The sequence below is a fragment of the Halanaeroarchaeum sp. HSR-CO genome, from assembly GCF_024972755.1.
Taxonomy (GTDB): domain Archaea; phylum Halobacteriota; class Halobacteria; order Halobacteriales; family Halobacteriaceae; genus Halanaeroarchaeum.
The window spans coordinates 526,453-541,136 of record NZ_CP087724.1 but is presented as its reverse complement, the minus strand read 5'-3'; the positions used below and the strand labels follow the sequence as shown (position 1 = coordinate 541,136).

Annotated in this window: 20 protein-coding genes and 1 tRNA gene; 9 read left to right on the top strand and 12 right to left on the bottom strand. The window is 65.3% G+C overall.

The features are described 5' to 3' along the window. The first annotated feature begins 218 nt into the window (after positions 1-218). On the top strand, positions 219-575 hold the full coding sequence (locus HSRCO_RS02880; RefSeq protein ID WP_259518896.1) for a nuclear transport factor 2 family protein: 357 nt from the start codon (positions 219-221) through the stop codon (positions 573-575). An 85-nt stretch (positions 576-660) separates the two neighbouring features. Next, the gene (locus tag HSRCO_RS02875) at positions 661-1,536 is read left to right on the top strand and encodes a type II CAAX endopeptidase family protein (protein WP_259518895.1); all 876 of its coding nucleotides are present in this window, start codon (positions 661-663) and stop codon (positions 1,534-1,536) included. Between the two features lie 67 nt (positions 1,537-1,603). Here the strand turns inward: HSRCO_RS02875 and HSRCO_RS02870 are convergent, their stop codons facing one another. From HSRCO_RS02870 to HSRCO_RS02845, 6 genes are all read right to left on the bottom strand, one after another. Beyond that, positions 1,604-1,978 carry an iron-sulfur cluster assembly accessory protein gene (locus HSRCO_RS02870; RefSeq protein ID WP_259518894.1) on the bottom strand — a complete coding sequence of 125 codons (375 nt, stop codon included), beginning with the start codon at positions 1,976-1,978 and terminating at the stop codon, positions 1,604-1,606. A gap of 87 nt (positions 1,979-2,065) precedes the next feature. Continuing rightward, entirely contained in the window at positions 2,066-3,814 is a 1,749-nt protein-coding gene (gene ilvD, locus HSRCO_RS02865; protein WP_396266407.1) for a dihydroxy-acid dehydratase, read from the bottom strand. A gap of 67 nt (positions 3,815-3,881) precedes the next feature. Next, positions 3,882-4,454: a rhomboid family intramembrane serine protease gene (locus tag HSRCO_RS02860; RefSeq protein WP_259518893.1), complete on the bottom strand. Its 573-nt coding sequence runs from the start codon at positions 4,452-4,454 to the stop codon at positions 3,882-3,884. A gap of 72 nt (positions 4,455-4,526) precedes the next feature. Then, on the bottom strand, positions 4,527-4,856 hold the full coding sequence (locus HSRCO_RS02855) for a carboxymuconolactone decarboxylase family protein (RefSeq protein ID WP_259518892.1): 330 nt from the start codon (positions 4,854-4,856) through the stop codon (positions 4,527-4,529). Positions 4,857-4,913: 57 nt separating this feature from the next. Beyond that, positions 4,914-5,903: a sulfite exporter TauE/SafE family protein gene (locus HSRCO_RS02850; RefSeq protein ID WP_259518891.1), complete on the bottom strand. Its 990-nt coding sequence runs from the start codon at positions 5,901-5,903 to the stop codon at positions 4,914-4,916. Positions 5,904-5,905: 2 nt separating this feature from the next. Then, on the bottom strand, positions 5,906-6,055 hold the full coding sequence (locus tag HSRCO_RS02845) for a hypothetical protein (protein WP_259518890.1): 150 nt from the start codon (positions 6,053-6,055) through the stop codon (positions 5,906-5,908). 273 nt (positions 6,056-6,328) lie between these two features. Between HSRCO_RS02845 and HSRCO_RS02840 the strand changes: the two genes are divergently transcribed. Beyond that, complete coding sequence (locus HSRCO_RS02840) at positions 6,329-6,637, top strand: helix-turn-helix transcriptional regulator (protein ID WP_259518889.1); 309 nt, start codon at positions 6,329-6,331, stop codon at positions 6,635-6,637. 19 nt (positions 6,638-6,656) lie between these two features. On the opposite strand, the gene HSRCO_RS02835 is transcribed toward HSRCO_RS02840, so the two are convergent. After that, positions 6,657-7,220, bottom strand: coding sequence for a hypothetical protein (locus HSRCO_RS02835; protein WP_259518888.1), 564 nt, complete (start codon positions 7,218-7,220; stop codon positions 6,657-6,659). Positions 7,221-7,395: 175 nt separating this feature from the next. On the opposite strand from HSRCO_RS02835, the gene HSRCO_RS02830 reads away from it, so the two are divergent. From HSRCO_RS02830 to HSRCO_RS02805, 6 genes are all read left to right on the top strand, one after another. Further along, positions 7,396-7,617, top strand: coding sequence for a hypothetical protein (locus tag HSRCO_RS02830; RefSeq protein WP_259518887.1), 222 nt, complete (start codon positions 7,396-7,398; stop codon positions 7,615-7,617). Next, positions 7,610-7,996, top strand: a complete 387-nt coding sequence (locus HSRCO_RS02825; RefSeq protein ID WP_259518886.1) for a hypothetical protein — start codon at positions 7,610-7,612, stop codon at positions 7,994-7,996. The genes HSRCO_RS02830 and HSRCO_RS02825 overlap by 8 nt, the downstream gene beginning before the upstream one ends. Before the next feature lie 400 nt (positions 7,997-8,396). Then, complete coding sequence (locus HSRCO_RS02820; protein WP_259518885.1) at positions 8,397-9,296, top strand: thiamine pyrophosphate-dependent enzyme; 900 nt, start codon at positions 8,397-8,399, stop codon at positions 9,294-9,296. Further along, on the top strand, positions 9,293-10,465 hold the full coding sequence (locus HSRCO_RS02815) for a transketolase C-terminal domain-containing protein (protein WP_259518883.1): 1,173 nt from the start codon (positions 9,293-9,295) through the stop codon (positions 10,463-10,465). Before HSRCO_RS02820 ends, HSRCO_RS02815 begins: the two co-directional genes overlap by 4 nt. Further along, entirely contained in the window at positions 10,462-11,013 is a 552-nt protein-coding gene (locus HSRCO_RS02810) for a 2-oxoacid:acceptor oxidoreductase family protein (protein WP_259518882.1), read from the top strand. Before HSRCO_RS02815 ends, HSRCO_RS02810 begins: the two co-directional genes overlap by 4 nt. A 3-nt stretch (positions 11,014-11,016) precedes the next feature. Next, positions 11,017-11,301: a 4Fe-4S binding protein gene (locus HSRCO_RS02805; protein WP_259518881.1), complete on the top strand. Its 285-nt coding sequence runs from the start codon at positions 11,017-11,019 to the stop codon at positions 11,299-11,301. Between the two features lie 19 nt (positions 11,302-11,320). On the opposite strand, the gene HSRCO_RS02800 is transcribed toward HSRCO_RS02805, so the two are convergent. The 5 genes from HSRCO_RS02800 to tuf all read right to left on the bottom strand — a co-directional run bounded on the left by HSRCO_RS02800 (position 11,321) and on the right by tuf (position 14,563). Further along, the gene (locus HSRCO_RS02800; RefSeq protein ID WP_259518880.1) at positions 11,321-11,563 is read right to left on the bottom strand and encodes a hypothetical protein; all 243 of its coding nucleotides are present in this window, start codon (positions 11,561-11,563) and stop codon (positions 11,321-11,323) included. 7 nt (positions 11,564-11,570) lie between these two features. Next, positions 11,571-12,395: a M48 family metallopeptidase gene (locus HSRCO_RS02795; RefSeq protein WP_259518879.1), complete on the bottom strand. Its 825-nt coding sequence runs from the start codon at positions 12,393-12,395 to the stop codon at positions 11,571-11,573. 444 nt (positions 12,396-12,839) lie between these two features. Next, positions 12,840-12,911, bottom strand: a tRNA-Ala gene (locus HSRCO_RS02790). 74 nt (positions 12,912-12,985) lie between these two features. Next, a complete protein-coding gene (gene rpsJ / locus HSRCO_RS02785; protein ID WP_259518878.1) occupies positions 12,986-13,294 on the bottom strand; it encodes a 30S ribosomal protein S10 in 309 nt (102 codons plus the stop codon). A gap of 3 nt (positions 13,295-13,297) precedes the next feature. Continuing rightward, positions 13,298-14,563: a translation elongation factor EF-1 subunit alpha gene (gene tuf, locus HSRCO_RS02780; protein WP_259518877.1), complete on the bottom strand. Its 1,266-nt coding sequence runs from the start codon at positions 14,561-14,563 to the stop codon at positions 13,298-13,300. Between the last annotated feature and the right edge of the window lie 121 nt (positions 14,564-14,684).

Below are 14,684 nucleotides of genomic sequence, written 5' to 3'. Positions count from 1 at the left end.
GTAGACCGATGGACGACGGGGTGGTGTGAACCCGCGAAGTGGAATCGGCCACGGCGTTTCACTGTATCTGCCCAGAATACTCAGTGTTCTGGAACGCCCAGCGGATTGAATCGCGTTGATCGACCGCACCGTCCAACGGGGTCGCCGGTGGTTGGTCGACCGCACCGTGCAACGGGGTCGCCGGTGCAATTTTCCGCGGGCACGGTGAAGCCATTTCCATGCCCGAAACACCAGCCGACGTGGTTCGATCGTACTACGACCGCGTCGACGCGGAGGATATCGACGGCCTGGTGGCACTGTTCGCCCCGGACGCGGTCTACGAGCGGCCGGGACAGAACCGACTCGAGGGTCGCGAGGAACTCGATCGGTTCTACCGCGATGAGCGACCACTCACGGAGGGCAACCACGAACTCCACGCTCTCGTGCACGACGAATCGGGGGTCGCGACCCGAGGGACGTTCACCGGACGCCAGGACGGCGAGGGCGTCAGCCTGGGCTTCGCGGATTTTTTCACCTTCGACGAGGCGGGGTTGATCGAGACGCGGCACACCTACACCGACCGCGATACCGTCTGAGACGAACCGGACAGCGTGGCGCCACGGGTGCCGGCCCGGAAATTGTCACAGAGATATTATTATCACTCACGACGTAGGTGGACGTATGCCGAACGGGACCGTCACGACCTGGATCGACCGGCACCGGATCGCTGGCTTTCTTATCGTGACGTACGCGTTCACCTGGACGATACAGGGACTCCTCGCCGTCTCCGGGATGGAGGCGTCGTGGACGCACTCTATCCTGATCGGATTCGGCGCGTTCGGGCCGCCCGTCGGGGCGGCGGTCGTCGTCTGGGCCAGTGGCGGGTCGCTCCGGACGTGGATATCGCAGATTTTCGCGTGGCGTATCGGTACACGGTGGTGGCTGGTGGCGTTCGGCCTCCCGGTCGTCATCCTCGCGGTTGGAAGTGCCATCTACGTGCTCGCCGGTGGGCCGGTCGACTTTGGAACGTTTCCCTCACCGCTCGTCCTGCTGTTCGTACTGGCCTGGGGCACCGTGTGGGGTGGCGGTCAGGAGGAACTCGGGTGGCGCGGGTTCATGCTCCCCGTCCTCCAGGAGAGATACAGCGCGCTCGCCGCCAGTTTCGCGGTTGGAGGTGCCTGGGCGCTGTGGCACCTCCCGCTCCTGTTGAACGCCACGACGACCCACGGTGGCTGGTCGCTCTCCCAGCAGCTCCTCTGGGGAGTCACCATCTTCGCGGGATCGATCCTCTGGACGTGGATGTACAACAGCAGTGGCGGGAGCGTCCTGGCGGTCGCCGTCTTCCACGCCGGCATCAACGCGATGGGGCTCTATCACCCCGCGGACCTCGCCACGCTCACCCAGGACGGGATTCCGGACCCGTGGCTCACCTTCCTCGCCGAGGCGACCGGTGCCATCCCGCTGGTGGCCACGGCCGTCCTCCTGGTCGTCGTCTACGGTGCCGACCGGTTGGCCAACCGCGAGGTGCCGGGTCCCGAGCACGTGGGACTCGACTGAACGACAGTGGTGTCCGTGGCGGTGACCGGAATGACCCGAAAACTGTGGGATGGTATCGACGGCTCGATCAGTGGTGATGGCCGCCGCAGCCACAGCCACCGCCGGTCTTGGCGACTGGTGGATCGACGGTGAAGCCCGCGCGACCTGTCTCAGAGACGTAGTCCACCGTCGCCCCCTCCACGTACTCGTAGCTCTCGGGGTCGACGAACACCTGAAGCCCATCGTAGCTACTCACCCGGTCCTCTTCGGCGGGTTCGGACTCGAAGCGCATCCCGTAGGACAGCGAGCCACAGTCGCAGTTCTTCTCCCGTGCCATGACGCGCAGACCGTTCTCCTCGGGGTCGAGGGACGCCGCCGCCATCGCCGCCCGTGCCTCCGCGAGTGCCGTCTCGGTGAACTCGATGGGGTTCGTCTCGGACCCGGACTCCGGTTTGCTACTCATACCCACTATATTTTGGATGGAGCCCCTTCACTGTATGGGACACACGTGAACAGAAGGAGTTACATCAGCGCGGCGGAGGCCGTCGAATCACTCGTCTCGTTTCACTGCTGGATTCGTGACGGCGCCGTTCGCTGCTGAGTCGAAGGCGTCCCCGTACTTGCGGAGGACGCCGCCGTCGTAGGGTGGTTCGAAGTCGGGGGCATCGGCGAGGCGGGCGTCGATTTCCGCGTCGTCGAGTGCAACCGAGAGTTCGCGGTTCGGGACGTCCACGGTGATACGATCGCCGTCTTCGAGCGCGGCGATGGGGCCGCCAGTGGCGGCCTCCGGCGCGACGTGGCCGATCATGGGGCCGCGAGTCGCCCCGGAGAAGCGACCGTCGGTTATGAGCGCCACGTCGTCCTCGTGGCCCTGGCCGACGACCGCCGCCGTGACGCCCAGCATCTCGCGCATGCCCGGCCCGCCTCGGGGGCCCTCGTTGCGGATGACGATGACGTCCCCGGACTCGATGTCGCCAGCCTGAACGTACGCCATGGCGTCCGCCTCGTTCTCGAAGATGCGGGCCGGCCCCTCGTGGAAGAGTTCGTCGTCGGCCGTTACCTTCAGGACCGAGCCGTCGGGAGCGAGATTCCCGGAGAGGATCTTGATCGCGCCCTCCTCGTGGAGCGGGTCGTCGACGTCGTAGAGATACTCGACGTCGATTGCCTCGTCGGCGGGGAGGTCGAGTCGTGCCAGTTCTTCGGCGATGGTGCGGCCGGTGACGGTCATGGCGTCGCCGTGGACGTAGCCGCCCTCGAGGAGGCGTCGAAGGACGACCGGCACGCCGCCGACCTCGTGGAGGTCGTTCATCACGCGGTAGCCGCCTGGTTGGAGATTCGCGATCTTCGGGGTTCGATTCGAGATGCGATCGAAGTCCGCCAAATCGAGGGCTACGTCTGCCTCCGCGGCAAGCGCTAACACGTGCAGGACGCCGTTCGTCGACCCGCCGAGTGCGACCTGAACTGCGATGGCGTTCTCGAAGGATTCCTTCGAGAGGATATCGGAGGGACGGCGGTCCGCCCCGACCACCTCGACGGCGAGTTCGCCAGCACGTCTCGCCACGTCGTAGCGCCCCTCGGACTCCGCGGGCGGGCTCGCACTCCCCAGGGGCGCCAGCCCGATGGCCTCGCTGATCGACGCCATCGTGTTGGCGGTGAACATCCCGCCGCAGGCGCCCGCGCCCGGACAGGCGGTCCGCTCCATCTCGCCGAGTTCGTCCACGCTCATGTCGCCCGAGGCGACCGCGCCGACCCCCTCGAAGACGTTCTGGATGGTGACCTCTCGGCCGTCGTGCCGTCCGGGCATGATGGACCCGCCATAGAGGAACACCGAGGGGAGGTCGGTCCGGATGGCGGCCATCATCATCCCGGGCAAGTTCTTATCGCACCCACCGATGGTGACCAGCCCGTCCATCCGTTCGCCGAAGGAGACCAGCTCGACGGAGTCCGCGATCACTTCCCGGGAGATGAGCGAGGCCTTCATCCCCTCGGTCCCCATCGAGATGGCGTCGGAAATGGTGATGGTGCCGAATTCGATTGGCATGCCCTCGGCCTCGTCGATGCCGTCGTAAGCCGATTCGGCCACCTGGTCGAGGTGGACGTTGCACGGGGTGATGTCGGCCGCGGGGTTCGCGATGCCGATCATCGGCGCGGCGAAGTCCTCGTCGTCGTAGCCCATCGCGCGGAACATCGCCCGGTGTGGGGCGCGTTCGACGCCCTCGGTGACGTCGTTCGAGGGGAGACTGGGGTCCTTGTCGTGGTGCATCCGCCCCTCGGCGTCGTTCGGGGACTGCTGGTTCATGGGTCGGACCTCGGTGCGGGGCCGTATAACTCCTTCAGATGTGGTAGCAACCCCCGCTTGTGTCGACTCAGTCGACCCGGAGCAAGCGATACCGTCCGGCGACGATGCCCATCGCGAAGCCGGTGGAGTGGGCGATCAGTGCCACGCCGCGCTCGGCCGTGGCGAGGGTCACGACCACTGCTGCAGCGACGATTAGTGCGAGTTTCGTCCGGTGGCCGAGGTGGAGCCGGGAAAAGAGTCCGTCGACGAGACGGTTGCCCGTGAGCACGTAGCCGAAGAGAGCGAGGATGGCCCCGCTCGCGCCGAGGACCGCGACGGTCCGACCGAGGACGCCAGCGACGAGAACTTCCGCGAGGGCCGCGAGACTGCCGGTGGCGAGGACGAAAGCGTGAAAGCGGAATCGTGTAGTGAATCGTTCGAGGGCGAACCCGACGAGGGCGAGGGAGACGGCGTTGGTCACGAGGTGCTGGATGCTGGCGTGGGCGTAGACGGTGGTGACGAGGGTCCAGGGGCGGACGAGCGGGGTGGCGAGGGCGAACCAGACCGACCCGATGCCGAACGCACCCGCGATCAGCTGGATCGCGTAGACCACGCCGAAGACGAGGAGGAGGTCGATCGTCGGACTGGTGGGGCGATCCATATCGTGGCGTCGGGGCCGCGTGGGCAAGACGTTCTCGGCCGCGGAACGGGCTATCCGCCGGGCCCGTAGTCGTTACTCGGCCAGGTCGTCGATCCAGCTCAGCGCGGCCATCGCCGCCGGAAACCCGATGGTCGGGATCGCGAGGATCGCGACCTGTCGGAGCGCCTCGGGGGAAATCCCTTCGTCAAGTGCGCGACGCACGTGCGAATGGACCGCACCCTCCGATTCGGCGGCGACCGCCAGCGCGAGCTTGACGAGCCGTTTTTCCTCCCCGTCGATCGGGCCCGCGTCCGCGGTCGCCCTGCCGAGGTCGGTGTACGCCGCCCACACGTCCGGGTGAGTGTCGGCGAGGTCACGGGGCGTCGACGGTAGTTCGTCGATGTCGGTGATTTCGTCGGCCATACCACCCACACGGCGCCCACCCGATTAATTGTTTTGAGAGTGACACCTATCGCCGGTTCACTCCGCCGACGGTGACACCTCCGGAGGCTGGCGCACCGCTTGAATCCCCGAATAGAGCACCGTTCCCGTGACAACGGCCGCGGAGCCGACGATCAACGCGACGCCCAGCACCCTGAGTGCTGGCACGTCGAGTCGGATCCCGACCTGTCGCACCGCGACGGCGACCGCGCCGAACAACAACATGACCCCGAAGTACAGCCGACCGGTCTCGGCGTCGACGAGGTCCGTCACGGCCGACCCCAGCCGCGCGCCGAACGCACTCCCGAGCAGCAGGGGCGCGACGACCGCGAGTTCGACGCCGCCGGCCTGCGCCCAGGAGAGACTCCCGATGCCGCCGGAGACCATGATGGCGAAGACGCTCGTGCCGACGGCGATCGGCATGGTCACGCCGACCAGATAGGTCAACGCCGGCACCCGGATGAATCCGCCACCGATCCCGAGAAGCCCGGCGGGCAACCCGGTCAGAAACGTCAGGGGAACGAGTGTCCACGCGGAGATGTTCACGCCGCCGCGCAGCGACAGACAGGGCCGCATCCCGAGCGTGGGGACCCATGGCAACCGCCCCGTACCGTCGCCGTCGTCGCCCGAGGAACCCTCGCCCAGCGCCTCCAGGATGACCATCGCCCCCACGCCCCCGAGTAACAGGACGTACGCAGCCGTCACGATTCCGTCGGCGAGGCCGATCGACCGGAAGTAAAGCAGCCCCCGTTTGCCGACCTCAATGCCGATCGTCGTTCCGACGATCGTGACGATCCCGAGCGTGTAATCGACCTGGCCCATCTCCCGGTGTTTCAGCGTCGCGATGACGGCCGTACCGAAGACGAAGGCGAGTCCACTCCCGACGGCGACTGTCGCGTCGTAGCCGAACACCAGCAGCGTCGGCGTCACCATGAACGATCCCATGCCGAAGTATCCGAAGATGACGCCCACGAGCACGCCGAAGAGACCAAAGCCCACGATGGAGAGCGTAGAGACCCCGCCGACCATCGTCACTCCGCTTTGATCGCGGCTTTGACGGTGGACCCGGTCCGATCGAAGAGGACGCCGGTCACGCCGTAGAGGACGAGCGCCTCGCCGAGAACGAAGGCGACTGGAGACACCGATCGGAGGAATTCGATCGTCGATGCGAGGTCGATCATTCGCGAGCGGCCCCGCAGTGAAGTCGACTCGTGGTCATGTTCTACTGATACCTCGGTATCCGACCACGGCAGATAACACTTTTGGGAATACTGCACAATACCATATCGTCGGTACCACCGGATAACCTATCCATAAGCAGGAGGAAGGTACGGGGTGAAATCCGGGTCGAATTCGGCGGTCGAGAGGGACGACGGCGGGTCCACCGCGACGGTGGGCGGCGTCCGTGCAGTAGCGAGCGAATCTTCTTTACAGCGAGTGATCCTAGGACCGCCATGAGCGAACTCGAAAGCGACGCGTTCTACGAGGCTCACGCAGAGTACTGTGGCATCTGTGCGAACGCGAATCGGCTGAAGATCCTGGACCTGCTCAAGTCCGGGGAGGCATACTCGGTCTCGACGATCGAAGAGAAGACCGACATCCCCCAGTCGACACTCTCCCAGCACCTGAAGATCATGCGTGATCAGGGGATGCTCACCCGCGAACGGGACGGTGTGCGGAACTTCTACTCCATCGCCGACGACAGGATCATCGACGGCATCGAAGTCATCCAGGGCGTCATCCGCGATCAGATGGACGAGTAGAACGGAACGGTGCGGCCGGTTACGCTGCGGTCCCCGCTCCGGGGCGCTCCCAGACGTTTGCCCCACGCCACTTCGAGATCGACCGGGCGAGGAAGATAACGGCCAGCAACGCTACGCCAGCCCCGCCCACGACGGCCCCGAGAGTGGCACCGATTACCGAGAGAATCATTCCCAGCCCGCCGACAGTAAGCAGGCACCCGGCGTATGTTCCCGGCCCACAGAGACAGATCCCATACTGGCCCAAGCCCAGACGCGTGCACGAGTTCTCCAGATCCGTCGCCGCGAGGACCGCGTTGCGAAAGGCGAGTTCGTCCAGTTCGTCGGTCGGAATTCGGACTTCTTCGCTCTCCGTTTCCAGGGAGACGGTACGACAGAGCAGTCCCTCACACCGTAAGGCGGTGACCTCCGCGAGCGAAATCGAGAAGTCCAGGGCGGAGTCGCTATCCACTCCCTCGAGCGGACGAGCGCGAACGCAGTCCCTGGTCACGACGAGTTCGGTATCGACCGTCGAGACGTCGTCGCTACTCCTGGTCCGTCCGGAAAACTGTACCTCCGTGTCGGCTGCGTGGTTGGATGGCGGCATCAGTGTTCGGCTCTAGACGATATTAGTATATCCAAATATTTGAATCTATGGTTGTTTTCCTCCGGGCGCGATCCCTTCGAGGACCTGACCGACCAAGGTCTGGCCCATCGCGCGATGACAGATTTGTTGGATATCCAAGGAGTCATATGACTGCAGGCCCTACGTTACGAAGACTATGTCCGAAACAACGGCCGAAGCGGAGAAAATCGAAGAACCATCTGAATGGTCTGACCTGGCGATGGGACTCTACGAACGGCTAACGGGCCGCCATGCAGAGATCGTTTACGAGTTCGAAGACATGGAGATTCAAGTACCCAATAAAGTCGGCGAGGACGCAGAACACACCCCCTGGCAAATCGACGGGACTGTCAGTATCACGACTCGCGAGCGTGACTGAAACACCGAAGCCTCGCGCGCCGCTGACGGTGACGACGGACCTCGAAATCACGGTCGGAACGGCTCGCATCGACGTGCGATCGACCGGCGATCGGCTATTCGTCGATTTCCCCTCGCTCGGGGCCCTCTCCCGAGCGAAGGGTGGGCTCTCCCGAAGAAGGGTCGAAGGGATATCCGCGCTGTTGGCCACGAGTGATCTTACCGTCGAAATTCGGGCTCGCGATCGGACGGTGTTCGCAGTCGGCGCAGACGCTCCGGCCGGTCCGGTGTCGCGTTGGGCGGGAACCGCTCCGGCGCAGGTTCGAGTTCTCGGCCTTCTCGCGGCTGTCGGTCAGGAACTCGCGAGCGGGGTTCGAGTCATTCGAGACCTGCTCAGATGAACAGCGACGCCACAGGTGCCAGGTTCTCGAACGCATCGCGCCAATCGATTCACCGCTGAACCGACGAAACCGAATTGGGCAGTAGCGACGATTCGGCGTATCGTCGAGGTCTTCGGGGCTCACGTCGGCGAGCCGCGCACACGCTCGTTGCATGGATTGACCGTCGGTGACGTTCGGGACCGTCCCGGCGGCCCATCGGACTGGATGACCTCGAGGTTCTCCTCCGCAACCGCCCCGCCAGTTCATCCCACCCACTGACCGACGGAAAATCGGTAAGTTTTACCACAAATTATGCAAAAGGGTGTACGTACGTAGGAGATGACGGCAAACAGTGGGCCGTCTGTAAGACAGTACGGCTGAGAGATTGACGACGACAAACAGGGAGACGTTACACAATATCATGTCATGGACTGGCGAAGACACCGGCCAGCAGATCAACGACGGGCACCCCGCCTGTTCGGGATGCGGGATGATTCTCGGCGTCCGACACCTCCTCGAGGAGGCGGGTGAGGACAGCACGCTCGTTATCCCGGCCTCCTGTGCGAGCGTCGTCCAGGGCGTGTATCCGTACACGGCCTTCGACGTCCCCGTCGTGAACACGGCGTTTGCGGCGTCCGCGAGCACCGCGAGTGGCCTTAGACAGGCGTACGAACAGCAAGACGAGGACACCAACGTCATCGTCGTTGCGGGTGACGGTGGGTCGACCGACATCGGCCTGGCGTCGCTGTCGGGCGCACTCGATCGCGACGATGACATCCTGTACGTCCTCTACGACAACGAGGCGTACTCGAACACCGGCTTCCAGAAGTCCGGGCGGACGCCCGGCGGCGCACAGACCACGACGACGCCGACCGGTCGCATCGGTCGACAGAAGGACATCGACGAGATCGTCTCTGCACACGACCCCGCGTACATGGCGACCGCGTCGCCCGGCTTCGTGCCGGGCCTCCGTCGCAAGGCCGAGAAGGGGCTGGCGGCCGACGGCATCTCGTTTCTGCACCTGCACGCGCCCTGTCCGCCCGGGTGGCGCATCGACACCGACGAGACGGTCGAGGTAGCGCGCACTGCCGTCTCGAGTGCCCTGTGGGTGCTGTTCGAGCGCGAACGCGGGGGTGAGTACACGCTCAACAACCCGAGCGTCTCCGCCTTCCGAAACCCCGATCCCGTCGCCGAGTACGTCGAAGGACAGGGACGGTTCGACACCGCGACGGACGCGGACGTCGAGGCGCTCGAAGAGCAAGCAGCGCAGAACATCGAGTACTTCGGTCAGTTCACCGATCGGGAGGTATCGCCACGATGAGCGCCGACCTCGACCGACCTGCCGAGCGGCCCGCGGGGACCGAGATCCTCTCCGGAACGGGAGCGGTCGCCCGGGCCGTCCGCGACGCGGGCGTGGACGTCGTGTCTGCCTACCCCATCACGCCACAGACCGAGATCGTCGAATCCATCGCCGAGTACGTCGAGACGGGCGAACTCGACGCGTCGTTCTCGCGCGTCGAGAGCGAGCACTCAGCGCTCTCGGCGGTCATGGGTGCGGCACAGGCCGGCAGTCGGACGTTCACCGCGACCGCCAGCCAGGGCCTCCTCTACATGAGCGAGATGGTGTGGTGGACGGCCGGTGCCCGCCTCCCGGTCGTCATGGCCATCGCCAACCGGGCGCTCGGGCCGCCCTGGAACATCTGGGGGTCGCACACGGACGCGTTGTCCCAGCGCGACGCCGGCTGGTCGCAGGTGTTCGCGGCGAGCGTCCAGGAGGCCTACGACCTCACGCTCGCCGCCTACCGGATCGCCGAGAACGAGGACGTCATGTTGCCGGCGATGGTGAACCTCGACGGGTTCACGCTCGCACACACGATGCAGCCACTCGAACTCGTCTCGGAGACCGCGGCCCACGAGTACCTCGGCGAGATATCGATTCCTCACGAACTCGACGTCGAGAATCCGCGCGGCTACGGGGCGATGACCGGCGGCGAGGATTTCTGGCGGTTCCGCAGACGGATGATGGACGCCATGGCGGCCGTCCCGGACGCCACCCGGGGCGCCCTCGACGACCTGGCCGACGTCACCGGGCGCGAGTACGACCTCGTGTACACCTACCGCACCGACGATGCCGACGTCGTCATCGTCGGTCTCGGAACGATGGCACGCGAGGCCGAGGTGGCCGCGGACCTCCTCCGCGAGGAGGACGGCGTCGACGCCGGGGTCGTCCGGCCAATACTGTACACGCCGTTCCCCGAGGACGAGTTCGCCGCCGCCGTCGGCGACGCGACCCCGGTCGTCCTCGACAGATCGACGTCCTTCGGCCGGGGCGGCATTTTGACCCGGGACGTCGTGATGGCGCTCGACCGCCCTGTCGCCTCGGTCATCGCCGGTATCGGTGGCCAGAGCGTCGACTACGAGGACATGGCCCGCATCGTTCGGCAGGCCGAACCCGGCGAGACCGCGTGGTTCGGAGGTGAGATCCAATGAGCACCGACGCACTCGACGTCACGGAGATTCGCTGGCACAGCCGCGGCGGCCAGGGCGGCATGACCGCGAGTCAACTGCTCGCGGCGGCCGCCTTCCGCGACGGGAAGGAGGCGACCGCCTTCAGTTTCTACGGGGCCGAGCGGCGTGGCGCACCAGTCACCTCGTACAATCGCCTCTCCACGGAGCCGATCAAACTGTACAGCCAGGTCGCCCGGCCCGACGTCGTCATCGTCCTCGACGACTCGCTGGTCGACGTCGAGTCGGTCACCGAGGGGCTCGCCGAAGACGGTGTCGTCGTCGCGAACACCACCGATCCCGAGCAGTTCGACGTCCCCGGACGACTGGTCAGGGTGGACGCGACGACGATCGCCCAGGACCACGGTCTCCAGGCCGACGGGTCGGCCATCGTCAACACGCCGATCCTCGGCGCGGTCGCTCGCACCGACCTGGTGACCCTGGAGACGCTCACGGACGTCATCGGCGAAGCATTCGGTTCGACGAACGCCTCGGCCGCACGTGCGGCCTACGACGACGCCACGGAGGAGTAATATATGGGAGCATTCGACACCGACATCGACACCGAGGTCGACGAACTGCTGGTCGCGGCCAGCCAACCGACCGAGGCGGCCGCGGGCAAAACCGGCGCGTGGCGCACCCACCGCCCCGAACTCGACCACGACGCCTGCATCGAGTGCGGTGAGTGTTACACGTACTGCCCGGACAGCGCCTTCGACACCGACCTGAACATAGACTTCGACTACTGCAAGGGGTGTGGCGTCTGCGCGAATATCTGCCCCGTCGACGCCATCGAGATGGTGCGCGAAGGGGCCGTCTGAGAGCGACGGCTCCGTCGACTCACGCGACGCCGACGGCGACCGCACCGAAGTAGACGCCGGCAATCAGCGCGCCGACGCCCAACAGTCGGATCGCCCATCGGACGCGGTTCGACGACCGCGAATCGGTCCCGTAGTCGCTGCCTCGATCGTGTGGGAGTTTACCGGCGGTCTGGATCCGCACGATGGCCTCGGGATAGACGACGAACAGCGCACCGAGACCGACACCGAGGACGGCCGCGAGAAGGGTTCGAAACTCGGCCATCGGCTGGCTAGCTCCGGAGGCGTTCGATGCGCTTCTCGACCGGCGGATGGGTCGCGAACAGTCGAGCCAGCCCGCGTTCCTCGCCGAAGATACATAGCGCGTTGACCTGCGCGTCGACCGCCGAGTCGCGGGCCCGCTCGGACCCGTGGCTGATCTTCTCGAGGGCTGACGCGAGGGGTTCGCCGCCACCAATCACGGCCGCGGCGTCGCGGTCGGCGACGTACTCCCGGTACCGCGAGATGGCGAAGACGAACACCATCACGAGCAACTGGACGACCTGGCCGACGACCAGCGCGAGGAAGAAGTCCGCGAGGTCGTTGTCGCCGGTCAGCAAGACCGCCCACTGGGCGACGATGGCGACGATGGAGGCCACGCCCTGGCCCAGCACCATCATCACGACGTCGCGATTGCGGACGTGCGCCAGTTCGTGGGCGAGTACGCCCTCGACCTCCTGGAGCGTGAGCGTCTGCAGGAGTTCCTCGGAGACGACGACCGTGCCGGCACCCTTGCGACCGACGGCGAACGCGTTGGGGACGCCCATCCGCGCGATCATGAGACGGGGTTTCTCGATGCCCATGTCCGCGGCGAGCGACTCGACGCGGTCGTGGAGTTCCGGGTGTTGCGTCTCGGACAGGTCCTCGGCGCCCACGCTCCGGAGTGCAGCCCACTTGCCGACCTTGTACTGCACGCCGACGAACGCGACGCTTCCGAGCAGCACGAGCCAGAGCGGCCAGCCGAACACGCCCATGACGACCACGGCGGCGATAGCGTAGAAGGCGAACAGGATCGACCCGACGAGCGCCATTCGGGCCTTCAGGCCTACGTGTCGCATGTCACGCCATATCCTCTGACGACACAAAACGTTGGTGAACCGGGCGATGGCGTCGGGGCCGTGGATCGTCGCCAGCATGAAATCACGGCGAGGAGCGACACGTCCGTTCTCATCCACGCACGATACCGACGATCGACCGGATCGAGTAGCATCGCCAGCGTCTGATTTACGCCAGCTTCTCCGCTGCTTCCTCAATGACGGCCTACCGATGCGCATAGTCGCCGTCAGTTCGGATTCGCATCGTTCACACGACCTCCAAAACGGGCCGATTCCCGCGGTACGAAGACGAAATTTCGAGGCCACGTTACGGAGCGGTACGCACTAGACGGTGCGCGGCCCGCGAGCCGCAGGCTCGCGGCTGCGGGTTTTTAGTGGAGGTTTTTGCGAGGAGGGTTCCCGCAGCGAACGAAGTGAGCGAGGAAACCCGACGAGTAAAAAAGTCCATGGACTCGCTGGGATTTGAACCCAGGGCCTCTTCCTTGCGAAGGAAGCGATCTGCCACTGATCTACGAGCCCGCATCAGGCACTATCTGCCTGCTGTATTTGTGTGTTCTGTTTCGGTCGAAAGACGGGGAGCGTCGAGCGCGTTGCTAGTCCTCGAGGACGATCTCGATGGAGACGTCGTTCGGGACCTGAATTCGCATGAGCTGGCGGAGGGCGCGTTCGTCGGCGTCGATGTCGATCAGACGCTTGTGGACGCGCATCTCCCAGTGTTCCCACGTGGCGGTTCCCTCGCCGTCCGGCGACTTGCGGGCCGGGACCTCGAGGGTCTTCGTCGGGAGCGGGACCGGCCCGCTCATGTTGACGCCCGTCTTCTCGGCGATCTCCCGGACGTCCGCGGTGATATCGTCGAGGTCTCCGGGGCTCACGCCGGCGAGCCGAACACGTGCTTGTTGCATGGATTAGGCTTCGGTGACGTCCAGGACCTTCCCGGCGGCGATGGTCTGGCCCATGTCACGCACCGCGAAGGAGCCGAGTTCGGGGATCTCCGAGGACGGCTCGATGGAGAGGGGCTTCTGCGGGCGCACGGTGACGACGGCGGCGTCACCGGACTGGATGAAGTCGGGGTTCTCCTCCTCGACCTCGCCAGTGGACGGGTTGATCTTCTGGTCGATGGCCTCGATGGTACACGCGACCTGTGCCGTGTGGGCGTGGAAGACCGGCGTGTAGCCAGCGGTGATAACCGAGGGGTGCTGCATGACGACCATCTGGGCCGTGAACGTCTCGGCGACCTTGGGCGGGTCGTCGGCGGGGCCGACGACGTCGCCGCGGCGGATGTCGTCCTTGCCGATGCCGCGGACGTTGAACCCGACGTTGTCGCCGGGGCCGGCCTCGGGGACCTCCTCGTGGTGCATTTCGATCGTCTTCACTTCGCCACCCACGTCGGAGGGCTGGAAGGAGACGTTGTCACCCGGGTGCATCATGCCCGTCTCGATACGTCCGACCGGGACCGTCCCGATGCCGGAGATGGTGTAGACGTCCTGGATCGGGAGGCGCAACGGTGCGTCGGTCGGCGGCGAGACCTCGGGCAGGCTGTTGAGTGCCTCGAGGACCGTCTCGCCGTCGTACCAGGGCGTGTTCTCCGAGTGGTCGGAGACGTTGTCGCCCTCGAACGCGGAGATGGGGATGAAGCTGGCGTCGTCCGTGTTGAACGCGACCTGCTTGAACAGGCCCTTTACCTCTTCGACGACTTCGTCGTAGGTGTTCTGCTCGTAGTCGACGAGGTCCATCTTGTTGACGCCGACGATGAGTTCCTCGATACCGAGGGTGCGAGCGAGGAAGACGTGCTCACGGGTCTGCGGCTGGACGCCGTCGTCCGCCGCGACGACGAGTACGGCGTTGTCAGCCTGCGACGCGCCCGTGATCATGTTCTTCACGAAGTCGCGGTGGCCCGGAGTGTCGACGATGGTGAAGTAGTAGGTGTCCGTCTCGAACTCCTGGTGGGCGATGTCGATGGTGACACCGCGCTCGCGCTCTTCGGCCAGGTTGTCCATGACGTAGGCGAACTCGAAGCCGCCCTTACCCTTCTCTTCGGCTTCTTCGCGATACTGTTCGATGACGTGCTCGGGGACGCTCCCCGTCTCGAAGAGGAGTCGACCCACGAGCGTACTCTTTCCGTGGTCGACGTGGCCGATAATGGCCAAGTTCTGGTGCGGTTTGTCGCTCATGGTGTGATATTCGCGCTGTAGACGCGCTCTGTGGGTTTCCTTCGGCAGTTAGTATTAAAACCATTTCGAAACCCGCTGAGAGCGAACCCGACGCCGTCTTGCGGTTTGTGAGAGAGGCTCG

What these genes read in the sequence shown, in the direction of transcription:
- HSRCO_RS02875 (WP_259518895.1), top strand. Translation starts at nt 661, where the DNA reads ATGCCGAACGGGACCGTCACGACCTGGATCGACCGGCACCGGATCGCT.
- HSRCO_RS02880 (WP_259518896.1), top strand. Translation starts at nt 219, where the DNA reads ATGCCCGAAACACCAGCCGACGTGGTTCGATCGTACTACGACCGCGTC.
- HSRCO_RS02830 (WP_259518887.1), top strand. Translation starts at nt 7,396, where the DNA reads ATGTCCGAAACAACGGCCGAAGCGGAGAAAATCGAAGAACCATCTGAA.
- ilvD (WP_396266407.1), bottom strand. Translation starts at nt 3,814, where the DNA reads ATGAACCAGCAGTCCCCGAACGACGCCGAGGGGCGGATGCACCACGAC.
- HSRCO_RS02810 (WP_259518882.1), top strand. Translation starts at nt 10,462, where the DNA reads ATGAGCACCGACGCACTCGACGTCACGGAGATTCGCTGGCACAGCCGC.
- HSRCO_RS02855 (WP_259518892.1), bottom strand. Translation starts at nt 4,856, where the DNA reads ATGGCCGACGAAATCACCGACATCGACGAACTACCGTCGACGCCCCGT.
- HSRCO_RS02840 (WP_259518889.1), top strand. Translation starts at nt 6,329, where the DNA reads ATGAGCGAACTCGAAAGCGACGCGTTCTACGAGGCTCACGCAGAGTAC.
- tuf (WP_259518877.1), bottom strand. Translation starts at nt 14,563, where the DNA reads ATGAGCGACAAACCGCACCAGAACTTGGCCATTATCGGCCACGTCGAC.
- HSRCO_RS02845 (WP_259518890.1), bottom strand. Translation starts at nt 6,055, where the DNA reads ATGATCGACCTCGCATCGACGATCGAATTCCTCCGATCGGTGTCTCCA.
- HSRCO_RS02820 (WP_259518885.1), top strand. Translation starts at nt 8,397, where the DNA reads ATGTCATGGACTGGCGAAGACACCGGCCAGCAGATCAACGACGGGCAC.
- rpsJ (WP_259518878.1), bottom strand. Translation starts at nt 13,294, where the DNA reads ATGCAACAAGCACGTGTTCGGCTCGCCGGCGTGAGCCCCGGAGACCTC.
- HSRCO_RS02835 (WP_259518888.1), bottom strand. Translation starts at nt 7,220, where the DNA reads ATGCCGCCATCCAACCACGCAGCCGACACGGAGGTACAGTTTTCCGGA.
- HSRCO_RS02870 (WP_259518894.1), bottom strand. Translation starts at nt 1,978, where the DNA reads ATGAGTAGCAAACCGGAGTCCGGGTCCGAGACGAACCCCATCGAGTTC.
- HSRCO_RS02795 (WP_259518879.1), bottom strand. Translation starts at nt 12,395, where the DNA reads ATGCGACACGTAGGCCTGAAGGCCCGAATGGCGCTCGTCGGGTCGATC.
- HSRCO_RS02815 (WP_259518883.1), top strand. Translation starts at nt 9,293, where the DNA reads ATGAGCGCCGACCTCGACCGACCTGCCGAGCGGCCCGCGGGGACCGAG.
- HSRCO_RS02850 (WP_259518891.1), bottom strand. Translation starts at nt 5,903, where the DNA reads ATGGTCGGCGGGGTCTCTACGCTCTCCATCGTGGGCTTTGGTCTCTTC.
- HSRCO_RS02860 (WP_259518893.1), bottom strand. Translation starts at nt 4,454, where the DNA reads ATGGATCGCCCCACCAGTCCGACGATCGACCTCCTCCTCGTCTTCGGC.
- HSRCO_RS02800 (WP_259518880.1), bottom strand. Translation starts at nt 11,563, where the DNA reads ATGGCCGAGTTTCGAACCCTTCTCGCGGCCGTCCTCGGTGTCGGTCTC.
- HSRCO_RS02805 (WP_259518881.1), top strand. Translation starts at nt 11,017, where the DNA reads ATGGGAGCATTCGACACCGACATCGACACCGAGGTCGACGAACTGCTG.